The organism is Shewanella sp. CG12_big_fil_rev_8_21_14_0_65_47_15 (genome assembly GCF_002783505.1).
In the GTDB taxonomy this organism is placed as follows: domain Bacteria; phylum Pseudomonadota; class Gammaproteobacteria; order Enterobacterales; family Shewanellaceae; genus Shewanella.
Window position 1 is genome coordinate 1 of record NZ_PFGL01000065.1, and the last position, 13,458, is coordinate 13,458.

Here is a 13,458-nt window from a genome sequence, read left to right on the forward strand (position 1 = left end):
CCTTCACGTAGCGCTTGAATGGCAGCATTGATATCAAAAGTAGGTGTGGTCATAAATCATCTCTTTTTGGCATCCATGCCATCGCGGCATTTGTGCATCCTTTCACATCAGACGGGGCGGTCGAGCATCCACGGACGGACTGGCTGCGAGTCGACGAGCGAATGCCATGGCAAGCCTGTGTGAGTGGATATCAGCAAATGCTAAAATCCCAACGACTGAAATAACAGGTCACCCCGTACAGTTTGCCTAAACTATTAGGTCAAAAGGTGAGCTAGGTTCAGTACGATAATCTGTTATTCAAAATAGTAAAAAGCCCTGCTTATACAGTGATGTATAGCATGGCTTTTTGAAGCGAGTTTGCATTCGCTCATCTCTTTACACTAAAACCGCATCATAGATATTCTAGTAACCGATAGCTTCGCTACCCGAGTGGCGTGGATCTGACGCGCCAAAAATCCCTTGTTCGGTCACCATAATTGATTGCGTACTGCCCATAGCGGACTGTACTTTCACTTTGTGGCCTTTGGCTTCGAGCAGGGATATGGTATCGCGGTTTAAGCTGGATTCGACCCGCAGCTCATCGGGCAGCCATTGATGATGCACCCGGGCTGCATTGCTGGCTTCGGCGATGTTTAATCCATGATCAATCACATTCATGATGATCTGCAGTGTGGTGGTGATAATGCGTGAGCCGCCCGGGCTGCCAGTGACGAGGAAAGGTTTGCCACCCTTCATCACGATAGTGGGGCTCATTGAGCTGAGTGGGCGCTTATTGCCTTCGACCGCGTTGGCATCGCCGCCAACTAAACCGTAGCCGTTTGGTACGCCGGGTTTAGCTGAGAAATCGTCCATCTCGTTATTGAGCAAAATGCCAGTTCCCTTTGCCACTAATCCTGAGCCGTAGCTGAAATTTAGGGTGTAAGTGTTTGAAACGGCATTACCCCATTTATCCACCACCGAGAAGTGAGTGGTTTGGTCGCTTTCATAGGGGGTGAGTTTACCTGGCTTGATTTCGGCGCTTGGTGTTGTTTTATTGATGGCAATTTTACTGGCGATTTTTTGGGCGTAGTCCTTACTGGTTAAGGCTTTGACGGGCACCTTATAGAAGTCGGGATCGCCTAAGTATTCGCTGCGATCGCTATAGGCTTGCTTCATGGTTTCCGTCATCAGATGGATCGTTTGGGCGGTGTTGTGGCCGAACTTATCGATGGGGAATTGCTGAAGTACATTGAGCATTTCGATGATGTGTACGCCGCCCGATGAAGGGGGCGGCATAGACACAACCTCGTAGCCACGGTATTCGCCGCGCACGGGTTCGCGTTCGACAACCTTATAATTTTTAAGATCGTCTAAGGTCATAATGCCGCCAGCTTCCTGCACTGCATTGATGAGTTTAGTGGCGGTTTCACCTTCGTAGAATCCTTTGGTGCCTTTTTCAGCGATAAGGCGTAGCGAGTGAGCGAGTTCGGGTTGTTTTAAAATATCGTCGACTTGATAGTCACTGCCGTCGGCTTTATAGAAAATCGCGGCAGTGCTTGGCCATTGGCTCATACGGCGTTTTAGGCCAGAGAGGGACACGGCCAAATCGGGGGTCACACTAATACCTTCCTGAGCCATTTTAATGGCGGGGGCAGTGACCTCAGCAAGTGTCATTGTGCCATATTTTTCAAGGGCTAAGCTCATACCCATTACCGTACCAGGGACGCCTACCGCAAGGCCGTGCTCGCGGCTCAGTTTTTCTACTGCGTCACCATTCTCGTCGAGGAAAATATCTTTTTTCGCCTTGGATGGGGCCATTTCGCGGTAATCGATGGCGATGGTTTTGTTTTCTTTGGCAATATGCACCAACATAAAACCGCCGCCACCAATATTGCCTGCCCGCGGTAAAGTGACCGCCAAGCTGAAGGCGACCGCCACGGCCGCATCGACAGCATTACCACCTTGCTTTAGGATCTCAACACCGGTGCGACTGGCGAGGGCTTCTTGGCTGGCAACCATGCCATGCTTGGCCCACACAGGTTGTGCTGTGGCCATCTGGCTGAAAATTGAAGGTTCATCGGCATAAAGCGTCGGGAAAGATAGCAGTGGTAAAGCCATGGCAATGGCGAGAATAAGAGGTCTAAACGGTCTTGTTGGACGCATATTCAATCCTGAATTTATTTTCTTATGGCTATGCAATGTGCCGAGAATTAGGCTTAATTGCAACCTCATATGTTTGCTTATCACCCTAAGGATGAGAATTTACCTAATGAAGCCGCTGATCTTGGCCTTTGCGAGTTCAATCGCTGATATTGCATCCCATGGGTGGAATGCTGTGATGGGCAAGGCGAACCCCTTCTGTCGCCACGAATTTTTGTTGGCGCTTGAACAGAGTGGCTCTGCCTGCGTTGCAACGGGTTGGATCCCTAAACATCTGTGCGTATTTGATGCCAGTGGGATTGCTAGTCTTGAGTATGCTGAGATTAACGACGATAGCATTAGCTTGAGTTCACAGGGCGCGAAGCATTTTATCGATTTGCCACTTTTAGCCGTGATGCCCCTATACCAAAAGTCCCACTCCTATGGTGAATATGTGTTCGATTGGGCATGGGCAGAGGCTTATGAGCGCCATGGCTTGGATTATTATCCCAAATGGGTGAATGCGATCCCGTTTACCCCTGTGCAAGGACGGCGGCTGGGCATTCAGCCCGAATTAGCCAATGTGGAGCAAATGCGTATAGCCGAACTCTTGCTGCTGACATTGAATCGTCAGCTTATGTTAGGGCGGGATGATATCCAGCTGTCCTCATGGCACAGTTTATTTGTGGCATCGTCACAAGCCCCCTTATTTGAGTGCTTGTCGGCTCCGATCCTTAGGCGCTTAGGCACGCAGTTCCATTGGCATAATCGCGGTTATCGGAATTTTGAGGACTTTCTGGCGGGCTTTAGCTCGCGCAAACGTAAAAATATCTTGAAGGAGCGGGCACAGTTACAGCCTTTTAATCTTAAGTTTCATTTTGTTGAAGGTGAGCAGATTAGCCCTTTGCAATGGCAAACATTTATCCAATGTTATCAATTAACGTATCTTAAGCGCTCGGGCCATCGGGGTTACTTAACCCCGGCATTTTTTCAGCAGTTGGGGGCGCAATTAGCCGAGCACATCCTACTGTTAGTGGTAGAAGATGCAAAGGGCGAGATGATAGCTGGCGCCTTGTACCTCAAAGGCGAGCATACTCAAGGGCAAAAATGCTTATACGGTCGTTATTGGGGCACGAGGGTCGAACTCGACGGCTTACACTTTGAAGCCTGCTATTACCAAGGTATTCAATATTGTATTGAACATGCGTTCCAAATGTTTGATGCGGGCGCACAGGGTGAGCATAAGGTGCTGCGCGGCTTTGAACCTGTAGAGATATATTCCTACCATAACATCGCCCATTCGGGATTTAAGGCGGCGATTGCGGATTTTGTCATACAGGAAACCGAGCAAATGCAGCAATATATAGTGCAGATGCGAGACATTCTGCCCTATAAAAAAGCGATCTAACGGATTTGTAGATCGCTTATCAAGCTATTTAACCGCGGTGCATTTAGCCTGCGGTTGTGTGGTGGATCTGGCCGATTAGCTTATGGCTAACCAAATACCTACGCCTATCATAAGGCTACCCGCAATTCGATTTAGCCAACGGATATTATCACCACGGCTTAGGAAGAGTCGCAGGCTTTTGCCGCCGCTGGCGTAGGCGAGCATGGAAGTAAACTCTGTCACCATGATAATACTCAGCAATGCGATAAGTTGGGGGGCAACGTCGCGTTCGGCATTGATAAAGGGGGGCAGCAGTGACACCATAAATGCCCAACCTTTAGGATTGGCAATGGCGGTAATAAAGCCTTGGGATATTAAGGTCACATTGCTGGCTCTGGGGTTAGTGTCGTCATCGCTTAACATGGCCATCTTGCCGCGAGCACGCCACATCTGTACGCCGATATAGCCTAAATAAATGCCGCCAACCCATTTAAAAATTTGAAATATTTCCGGATAGTTGAGCATGATGCTGGCAACGCCCATCACGGCCGCGGTGGCGACTAATGCCACACCGACGAGTTCCCCTAACATCATCCACAGGGTGCGACGTACGCCTATGCTCATCCCCAGCGTCATGGCAAGCGTCATACACATGCCCGGCGTGATAGCAACAAAGAAAAAGGTCGGGATAAACACTGCGAGTAAGGCAACATCTGGCATGGTTCGGTTCGTCTTGAGTCTGTACTAGAGGGCCGTTAGTGTAATGAAAATAGGCGATTTAGCCAATGCGTGACACTGATGTTTAGGCAAGTAACTGTAACTTAGTGTGTAAATCATGCTACAACAATCATAAGCTCACCCTATTGGATACTCGCCAAGTTGCCAGTGGTATAAATAATTGTAAAGTGATGAAGCCGTTTATACGAAACTGAGTTTTGGCGTCAGGTCTGCTGAGTTTCCCAACTTGGCCTTTCATTCGCTATAGTGATATCGGCACATTAACGGAGTTTATAGACGGATTGAAGACACTTTTATCAAGACACCTTCCTGCAAAGGAGGGTCTGTTATCGCTTATACTCGCGGCGGTTCTGTATTACGGTGTAGGTTTTATGGGGCAAACACTCTTTAGTTTGCAACCGTCAAATATCACCCTTATCTGGTTACCTTCAGGCATTGCATTAGTCATGTTGCTCATTTGGGGTTTTAGAGCCTTGGGGCTGATTTTTATCGGCAGTTTTCTACTCAATATTGAGGGCATGTTACTTCAAAATTCTATGGCCTTATCTGTGCTGCATACATCGGTGGCGGCATTAGTCGATGCCCTGGCGCCAACCTTATCTTTACTGTTACTGCGCCGTTTTTTACCCTATGGTGCCCGTAACGCTAATGATTTACTCAAATTTGTTGTACTGGCTGGGATAGTACCTATTTTATGCTCCAGCGGCCTATTATCGTGGAATTTAGTGCTGGGGCATTACATAGCGCCTTCGGCTTTTTGGGATATGGGGCAAATGTTCTTTTTCGCCGACATACTGGGTATCGTCTTGGTGTATCAGATCTATGCCGGTTGGATGGAAGTTCATGCCCTAAAGATTGAACGCAAGCGCCATATACTGCTACCTCTTATTGGCTTGCCCCTGTTTTGCATTGTGGGCGTATTGTTTGACTTGGGGTGGTTATTCTATGTTGTTCCACCGCTTTTAGTGGTTTTAGCCTTTGAAGTCACTCGCTTTTACCTCGCAATATTTAGCAGCTTATCTATGTTGTTTATGATTTTAGCGACGGCGCAAGGTGTTGGACCATTTATTAACCAAACACAAGTACAGACGAATGCAGAGATGATGGCCTTTGTATTGTCATCGGCATTGACCATTTTTGGGGTTTCACTGCAGCGGGCACAGTTGCGACGTTCTGAAAAAGATAAGCAAACGGCAGAAAAAGAAGCCCAATATGATCCCCTCTCTGGCCTGCTGAACCGACGTGCTTTTATGCCGCAACTCGCACAATTGACGACAGAAAATGCATATCAAGGTCACTGCAGTGTGGCGATGCTGGATTTGGATAACTTTAAAGCGATCAATGATACCTATGGTCACAGTGTGGGTGATAGGGTGATCCAACTGTTGGCGCAGATCATTCATAACCATTGCCGTAGCCAAGATATTGCCGCGCGTTTAGGTGGAGAGGAGTTTGCCTTAGTGTTAAAGGATATCGATGAAGCGCAAGTCTTCCCTTTGCTTGAGCGCATTCGCAGCACGTTGGCGAATATGTCCATTGCCGCAGAGGATAGTACTATTTATTGCACCGTCAGCATTGGTTGGGCGGAGCGTGGTATTGGAGCAGAGGGCGAGGCCCTATTACACTTAGCCGATAAAGCCCTGTATCAAGCAAAGGCGAAGGGAAAAAATTGCATTGTTAAATTCGAAGCGGCAACAGACCTAGTCTGAATATAGGGCTGAATCTAGGATTGCATGGCAGCGTAAGTTGAGACGAATATGCGTCAATGTATAGGGACTGTCCCGACGCTCAGGTTAACTTGCTCGAATGGGTTATGTTATTAATATAAAAAACGGTGCCAATGGCACCGTTTTTTATTTGGGGAGCTTTACAATACGCCGCGGCGCATTTGATCCCGTTCAATCGATTGGAACAGGGCGGTAAAGTTGCCTTCACCAAAACCTAAGTTATTCTTACGCTGAATAATTTCGATGAAAATAGGCCCGAATAGATTCTTAGTGAAGATCTGCAGTAAATAACCGGATTCATCGCCATCCACCAAAATTTGGTGATGTTTGATGCGCTCACGGTCCTCAGTCACCTGTGGCAACTTATCGAATATGGTGTCGTAGTACTCGGGAATAATGTCTAGGCATTGGATTGAACTGCCTTCCATCGCATCTAAGGATTTAACAATATCGCGGCTTCTAAAGGCCAAGTGCTGCACACCTGGACCATTGTATTCCTTGAGGTATTCATCGATTTGGTTCTTATCGTTGCCTTTACCTTCGTTGATGGGGATACAGAAACTACCATCGGGAGAGCGCAGGGCGTAGGACACGAGTGCGGTTTGTACGCCGCTGATATCAAAATAGCGTACCTCGGTAAAACCAAAGATATTTTTATAGAAGTTAGCCCAATGTTCCATTGTGCCTTTGTAGACGTTGTTGGTTAAGTGATCGACTTCAATAAAGCCTTTCTCTTGGGTGATCACTTGCTCATCTAAATCTTCAAAATCAGTGGCATAGATATTATTATCCGCACCGAATGTATCGATAAAATAAATTAAGCTGTCGCCAATGCCGTAGATAGCGGGATAGGGCAGATCCTTATTGGCGTCATCGGCGGGTTTTGCACCGCGCTCAACGGCAACCCGATAGGCAAAACTCGCATCTTCGACACGCCAGCCCATAGAACAAATGGCAGGACCATGGGATTTGGCAAATTTAGCCGAAAATCCTTCGCGCTCAGTATTGAGTAGGAAGTTAATATCATTTTGTTTGTAATAGAGAATGTCTTTATTTTTGGCTTTTTTCAGCAGGGAAAAACCAAAATCAATAAAGACTTTATGCATAAAATCGCTATCGGGGCTGGCGAATTCAGTGAATTCGATACCTAATAAGCCCAGTGGATTGAGTTCGCTTGCCATGATCCTTTCCTCATTTATGTGTGCAACACGCTATCACTCTCATTGCTCCAGAGGGAGCCTTGGTGACTTAGGGCTAGTCTTCTAGCCAAGAGCGGTTGTAGTCTTTGCTCATGCAATTTTGTACATGTTCGGTTAATTTCAGTGGGGCGAAGGTGTCCACCATCACTGCGTATTCATAGGTGTCTTTTTTGCCGATAGAGGCCTCGGTGCGACCCGGTTGCGGCCCGTGGGCCACGCCTTTTTGATGTAAGGTCATGTAACCCGCTTCGATTCCGGTGCGGCTCATAAAATCGCCATCGACGTAATACAAGACTTCGTCGCTATCGATATTGTTATGGTAATAAGGCGCTGGAATCGATTTCGGGTGAAAATCGTAGGGACGCGGCACAAAGTTACATACCACAAAATTGTGGGCGGTAAAGACTAAGTGATCCGACGGCGGCAAATGAATTTTACCCACCTTTGGCGCGTATTCGGTGATATTGAATGCCCAAGGGTAGACACAACCATCCCAACCCACTAAGTCAAAGGGATGCCACTCGAGCGTGGTGAGTTGGTACTTATCACCAAACTTACACACTAAGGGGAAGGCGCCGCGCTCAACCACAGCATCTTGCAATGTGGGTACCCGCAAATCGCGCTCGCAGTAAGGTGCCGATTCTAATAACTGACCATATTCATTACGAAAATGCTTAGGCACTTCCACCATAGAGAATGACTCTATAACGAAAAGTCGCACATTGTTGTAATCGTTGAATTTAAGTTGATAAGTTGTGCCGCGGGGGATGACTAAATAATCCCACTTTTGGACGCTAATCGTGCCGTATTCGCTCAGGAGAGTGCCTTCACCTTGGTGGACAAAAATCACTTCATCGGCGTAGGCGTTACGGTAAAACTCATCGGTATCTGTGGTCACTTTAGCGGTATAGAGGGCCACATCATTGTTATAAAAAATCTTGTTGCGGGCGCTAAAGAAGTTGCCTTCGCGGTCGGCTTCGCGGGAGTCGAGTTTATAGTTTTGCACTAGGGAGTCTTCCCAGTTTGCACCATGACCTAGGCTATAGGGCGCGACTTCCAACGCCTTGGTCGGCATATTGTGGTGATACTTATTGGAATAGATATTGGAAAAACCATGGGTAGAGAAAAGCTCCTCGCGGTATAGCTCGCCGTTTTCCTTTTCAAATGCGATGTGGCGCTTTTGGGGTATTTGGCCTTGTTTCACATAAAATGGCATGGTTATTCCTTCAATGTTGCGTTGCAGGCTTGCCTACATCGCTGGTCGTTATGCTGCAAGTTGCATTAGTGTGATCTTGTTATCAATTTAGTTGCTTGGATGAACAAAAAAAAGAATAATAAATCTGTTATCTCAATCTAAAAATTAGATGGTACTTTTATCTTTACGAATTGTAGTGTTTCCATGACAAGCAAGGAGTGACTATGCGCATCGATATTGATGCTTTTAATGTGCTGCAGGTGCTGGTGGAAGAGGGCAGTTTTGCCAAGGCGGCTGAGCGGTTACACAAGGCACAATCGGCGGTGAGTTATCAAGTTAAAAAGTTAGAGGATCACTTAGGTGTATCGCTTTTTAGCCGTGAGCAATACCGAGCAGAGTTGACGTCAGAAGGGCGGGTGATTTTGGCCGAGGGGCAAAGATTACTGCAACACCTTGCAAATATTGAACATTTAGCCAGCCGCTTTAGTGAAGGCTGGGAACCTAAGCTGGAATTAGTCATAGATGGTGCCCTGCCAATGGAGCCAATAATGACGGCGCTTAAGCGTATGGCGGAGCATCATATCCCCACAAAAATTCAGCTCAATATGGAATTTCTAGGCGGTGTACAGCATAGATTTGAGCGGGATAATGCCGACCTTATGCTGGTGAAGGATTATCGCACTGGCCCCTATTACCATCCGCAGCCGTTGCCCGCAATCACCAGTATTCTGGTGGCGAGTGCATCCCACCCCCTCGCGGTCATTAAAGAAATTAGTTTGCCTGAATTGCAGCAGCATGTGGAATTGACTATCGAAGACTCGTCACCGAATAAAAGCTATCGGGATGAAATGCAGTTTGGTGGTGATAAAGTGTTTTATCTTTCAGGGTTTATTATGAAGAAGAACGCCTTATTAAAAGGGCTGGGTTTTGGTTGGTTGCCGGATTTCTTAGTACAAGAAGAGTTGGCTAAGGGGGAATTAGTTGAAATCGATTTTGTCGGTGGCAGCCGCTACACCTTTATTCCACAGCTAGTCTCGACGTTAGAAAGGCCATTAAGGCGTGCTGGGCAACTCTTTACCGAGTTGATATTAGAAGAATTTGCTAAGGCAGAGCAGTTTAATGGCGTGGGTTTAGGATAAATGAAGGCGCACGCCCATCGGGCGTGCTACCTGTGAGTTCTATCTATCATTAATCGGTAATGATATTGACTATATCGAGAATTTGACGGCTTTTTTCATCTAATTTAATGATAGAACCTTCGACTTGAATGCTGATCCTGCCATCTTTATCTAAAGGAACGACAATACGGCCACGGTCATAGATGTCATAGTCAAGAATATCGCCGCGGTGAAGTTTCTTCTGCCAGCCTGGTGGTAGGGGTTCTCCATGAGCCACTTTTTTCTGTAACCCTGGTGGTAAATCTTTGTCTTTCTTGCCCTGTTCATGGTCATGTTTAGCAAAGGCTAACATGGGGGTCATTAGGCTGAACGCCAGACCTGTGATAATCACTGATGTTAATTTATTCATCCATGCTCCAAAAGGTGTTTAGTTGATATGGTGACAATAGAGTCTCTTAAATGAATCTTAGCTGAACGTGCTATGTCATCGGGTTTATTGACGGGTTAACATGAGTACCGCCTGCCATTGTTCGTTAGTAACAGGTTGAATACTCAACCTTGAACCTTTGGAAACGAGGTACATATCGGCCAATTGCGGCAGGCTTTTAATCAGACTTAAGGGAATAATATGATTAAATTTTTCGACAAAACGAATGTCGACCCTTAGCCACCTTGGCTTCGTCGGATCGGACTTAGGATCGAAATATTTTGATTCGGGATCGAAGGCGCTGCTATCGGGATAGGCCTGTGTCATCACTTCGGCAATCCCTACAATTCCAGGGACTTTGCAGCTTGAGTGGTAAAAAAACACTTTGTCGCCTATGTGCATGGTGTCACGCATAAAATTACGCGCCTGATAGTTGCGAATGCCAAACCAAGCTTCGGTCTGGTTCGGACAAGCCTTAAGATCATCGATGCTGAATTCATCGGGCTCTGATTTCATTAGCCAATAGTTCATCTTGTTTCCTTACTGCTCTTTCTGTTAATCGCTTTAATGTCCTTGAGTTTAACTTAATCTTTCCTCGTACCCTAGTTAACCATATGTATGGCTATTGTTGGCTTGATTAAGTTGCTGTTCAGATAGCACGGCTTACCCTGTGGGCATCAATGATGTTTGGTATGCCTTATGCAGTTTTCAGTGTATTAGGTAAAACGTCAATTTCGAGCTTGTTCACTGGCTCTTTGATAACCCAAATCAATGAGGTGCACTATGGTAACTTCAACAATGACGGTAACTCCAACAATGACGTCTGACTGTGGTTTGTACACTAAATATCTCAAAGATCTCACCGCGGGCGATGTGAGTTTACACCATGATCGCATGTTGGAGTTCATCAACGATTTGACCACCCAAGGCTGGTTATTAGCTAATTTCACCTGGGACTACTGGTATAATAACAGCTACTTAGTCGACAAACCCGCCTATATTCGCGATGCAAGTATTGCCCAATGCAAGTTGCTGCTGACCGCCATGACGCGCTTAGAAGTTTTTAGCCCCGGTGTGTTAGAAAATATGCGTCGCCAAGGTATTCTGCTGGCGATTGTCGAACGACTCCAAAGTTTGAATGTGCCTAAATCGGATACTCATTTTGAATTTATCAATCGTTAACCCCATGGCGAATGGATTGCCATATTCTTTAGTCTAATAAGGCGCTTTTTTACTTGTGACCTAATCCGTGGATTGGTTAGTTTGGATCTCGCTAACCATAATAATAAATGCACGGAGGCCTAAATGTCTGTTTCAACTCAGCAAGCAAGCGATTCTCTCAAGCCCACACCACTCAAATACAGCGAGTTTCACGGTGTAACAACACCCGAACTCGTTGATAAAACGATAGGCCAATATCTGGATGATATTGCTAAAGCTTATCCAGATCAGCTCGCTGTCGTGGTTCATCATCAAGATATTCGTTGGAATTATCGTCAGTATCTCGCGCGAATCGACTCGCTCGCGACGGGGCTGCTCAAGCTTGGGATCAAACCCGGCGATAGGGTGGGGATTTGGTCGCCCAATAATATTGAATGGTGCTTAACCCAATATGCGACCGCTAAAATTGGCGCCATTATGGTGTGTATTAACCCAGCTTATCGTCCTGAAGAACTGCAGTATGCCTTAACCAATGTGGGGTGCCGCGCAGTCATTTGTGCCGATAGGTTTAAATCCAGCAATTACCTTGAGATGTTATATCAATTGGCGCCTGAGCTAACCACTTGCCCAGCGGGAAAATTAACTGCTAACTTGCTGCCAGAATTAGAATTTGTGATCCGCATGGGCGCTGAGAAATCCGTCGGTATGTTGAATTTTGACGACCTGCTCGTCGAGGTGACCGCCGATGATAAGCTAAACCTCGAGCGTATCGGTAAGGAATTAAGTCCCCTCAATGCGATTAATATCCAGTTCACCTCTGGTACCACGGGCAGCCCGAAAGGGGCGACGCTATCCCACCATAACATTTTGAATAATGGTTATTTAGTCGCAGAGGCGATGAAATTTACCTGTCACGATAAACTCTGCATTCCCGTTCCCCTATACCATTGTTTTGGCATGGTGCTTGGCAATTTAGTATGTTTAGCCAAAGGCGCCGCGGCCGTGTTTCCTGGAGAGTCCTTCGATCCGCTCACGACGTTGCAAGTTGTTGAAAATGAGCGTTGTACTGCCTTACATGGTGTTCCTACCATGTTTATTGCCGAGCTTGAACATCCTGAGTTTGCGCGTTTTGATTTGCGTTCTCTACGAACCGGCGTGATGGCGGGGGCGACTTGCCCAGAAGAGGTGATGCGCCGGGTACAAAACCTGATGTATATGCGGGAAGTGCTGATTGGCTACGGTCAAACTGAATGCAGTCCGCTCAATCATATTACTGAGATAGATTCGCCGGTCGAAAAGCGGGTATTGACAGTGGGGCGAGCATTGCCCCATACCGAAGTGAAAATCGTCGATGAATTTGGCGAAGTACTGCCGATTAACCAACCCGGCGAAGTCTGTAGCCGGGGGTATTGCATTATGCAGTGCTATTGGAACGATCCCGGCAAAACGGCGGCAACCATAGACAGTGAGGGTTGGTTGCATTCGGGTGACATTGGTCAAATGGATGAACAAGGTTATGTGCAAATTGTTGGCCGCATTAAAGATATGATCATTCGCGGTGGTGAAAATATCTATCCCCGTGAGATTGAAGAGAAACTCTACACCCATAAGGATGTGCAGGATGCGGCGGTCTTTGGGGTACAAAGCGATAAATACGGTGAGGAAGTCTGTGCTTGGATCAAAGTTCGCTCAGGAGTCACGATTTCAGAGGCGGATATTCGGCATTTCCTCACCGAGAAGTTTGCCTACTTTAAGGTGCCGCGCTATATCAAATTTGTGGATCAGTATCCTATGACTGTGACAGGTAAAATCCAAAAATTCAAAATGCGTGAGCTTATGTACCAAGAACTATATCAAGATATTAATGCATAACTCTACCAGCATGAGATTATCTTGATTATGCCCTTTCAAGCCGCATAGGCGGCTTGAGTTATATAATTTGTCATAATTCTTCACTTTCCCATAGGTGTCGTGAAAGATTATGTGAATACCGATGTGCTCGATAGCATGATCGTATCGGGTGTCCAACCCGTAGAAGCCGTCACTTCGGACGAACATAATATTAAAAAAGTGGCCGCAGGCCGTGTTGATGCGGCGGTAATCGATGTGAATGTGTTGCATTACTTATTGAAACAAAAAAATCTGCAGCCAGTGGCGGATAAGCTGCAAATTAATCGACAGCTTCTTGCAAATAAACAACTTTATATTGCCTTTAGAAACAATGATGAAGGCCGTCGCTGGCGGGACATAGTCGATCGTGGGTTGGCACAAATTGATGTCGAAGCCCTAGCCAATGATCTGCTCTACCATGACGACGCTGTAATGGAATAGTTCCTGTCATACCGCTGTCGTAATTTGCCATTAGCATCGGTTTAACGGTATGAGTCA

At 46.5% G+C, this 13,458-nt stretch carries 11 protein-coding genes and 1 pseudogene; 6 read left to right on the top strand and 6 right to left on the bottom strand.

Translation table 11 applies throughout. From position 1 onward, the window contains the following. Positions 1-402: 402 nt before the first annotated feature. Entirely contained in the window at positions 403-2,142 is a 1,740-nt protein-coding gene (ggt, locus tag COW15_RS18435; RefSeq protein WP_293634827.1) for a gamma-glutamyltransferase, read from the bottom strand. A 106-nt stretch (positions 2,143-2,248) separates the two neighbouring features. Between ggt and COW15_RS18440 the strand changes: the two genes are divergently transcribed. Then, positions 2,249-3,526: a GNAT family N-acetyltransferase gene (locus tag COW15_RS18440; protein WP_293634828.1), complete on the top strand. Its 1,278-nt coding sequence runs from the start codon at positions 2,249-2,251 to the stop codon at positions 3,524-3,526. A 75-nt stretch (positions 3,527-3,601) separates the two neighbouring features. Here COW15_RS18440 and COW15_RS18445 read toward each other — a convergent pair whose 3' ends face one another. After that, positions 3,602-4,225 (bottom strand): LysE family translocator, encoded by a 624-nt coding sequence (locus tag COW15_RS18445; protein WP_293634829.1) that lies wholly within the window; start codon positions 4,223-4,225, stop codon positions 3,602-3,604. Between the two features lie 299 nt (positions 4,226-4,524). Between COW15_RS18445 and COW15_RS18450 the strand changes: the two genes are divergently transcribed. Continuing rightward, positions 4,525-5,952, top strand: a complete 1,428-nt coding sequence (locus tag COW15_RS18450; RefSeq protein ID WP_293634830.1) for a diguanylate cyclase — start codon at positions 4,525-4,527, stop codon at positions 5,950-5,952. Positions 5,953-6,110: 158 nt separating this feature from the next. Here the strand turns inward: COW15_RS18450 and hppD are convergent, their stop codons facing one another. Together hppD and COW15_RS18460 are read right to left on the bottom strand one after the other, a co-directional pair. Next, entirely contained in the window at positions 6,111-7,151 is a 1,041-nt protein-coding gene (gene hppD / locus COW15_RS18455; protein WP_293634831.1) for a 4-hydroxyphenylpyruvate dioxygenase, read from the bottom strand. A 73-nt stretch (positions 7,152-7,224) separates the two neighbouring features. Then, positions 7,225-8,385 carry a homogentisate 1,2-dioxygenase gene (locus COW15_RS18460; RefSeq protein WP_293634832.1) on the bottom strand — a complete coding sequence of 387 codons (1,161 nt, stop codon included), beginning with the start codon at positions 8,383-8,385 and terminating at the stop codon, positions 7,225-7,227. Positions 8,386-8,588: 203 nt separating this feature from the next. Between COW15_RS18460 and COW15_RS18465 the strand changes: the two genes are divergently transcribed. Beyond that, positions 8,589-9,503: a LysR family transcriptional regulator gene (locus COW15_RS18465; RefSeq protein ID WP_293634833.1), complete on the top strand. Its 915-nt coding sequence runs from the start codon at positions 8,589-8,591 to the stop codon at positions 9,501-9,503. 49 nt (positions 9,504-9,552) lie between these two features. On the opposite strand, the gene COW15_RS18470 is transcribed toward COW15_RS18465, so the two are convergent. Next, positions 9,553-9,891 (bottom strand): hypothetical protein, encoded by a 339-nt coding sequence (locus COW15_RS18470; RefSeq protein WP_293634834.1) that lies wholly within the window; start codon positions 9,889-9,891, stop codon positions 9,553-9,555. An 84-nt stretch (positions 9,892-9,975) separates the two neighbouring features. Further along, positions 9,976-10,440: an EVE domain-containing protein gene (locus COW15_RS18475; protein WP_293634835.1), complete on the bottom strand. Its 465-nt coding sequence runs from the start codon at positions 10,438-10,440 to the stop codon at positions 9,976-9,978. Between the two features lie 252 nt (positions 10,441-10,692). Here COW15_RS18475 and COW15_RS18480 point away from each other — a divergent pair, with 252 nt between their 5' ends. The 3 genes and pseudogenes from COW15_RS18480 to COW15_RS18490 all read left to right on the top strand — a co-directional run. Next, positions 10,693-11,091, top strand: a complete 399-nt coding sequence (locus COW15_RS18480) for a DUF6508 domain-containing protein (RefSeq protein WP_293634836.1) — start codon at positions 10,693-10,695, stop codon at positions 11,089-11,091. A 123-nt stretch (positions 11,092-11,214) separates the two neighbouring features. Next, a complete protein-coding gene (locus tag COW15_RS18485; protein ID WP_293634838.1) occupies positions 11,215-12,942 on the top strand; it encodes an AMP-binding protein in 1,728 nt (575 codons plus the stop codon). A gap of 90 nt (positions 12,943-13,032) precedes the next feature. Further along, positions 13,033-13,401 (top strand): annotated as a pseudogene (locus COW15_RS18490) (transporter substrate-binding domain-containing protein); the annotation flags it as partial. Positions 13,402-13,458: the final 57 nt, after the last annotated feature.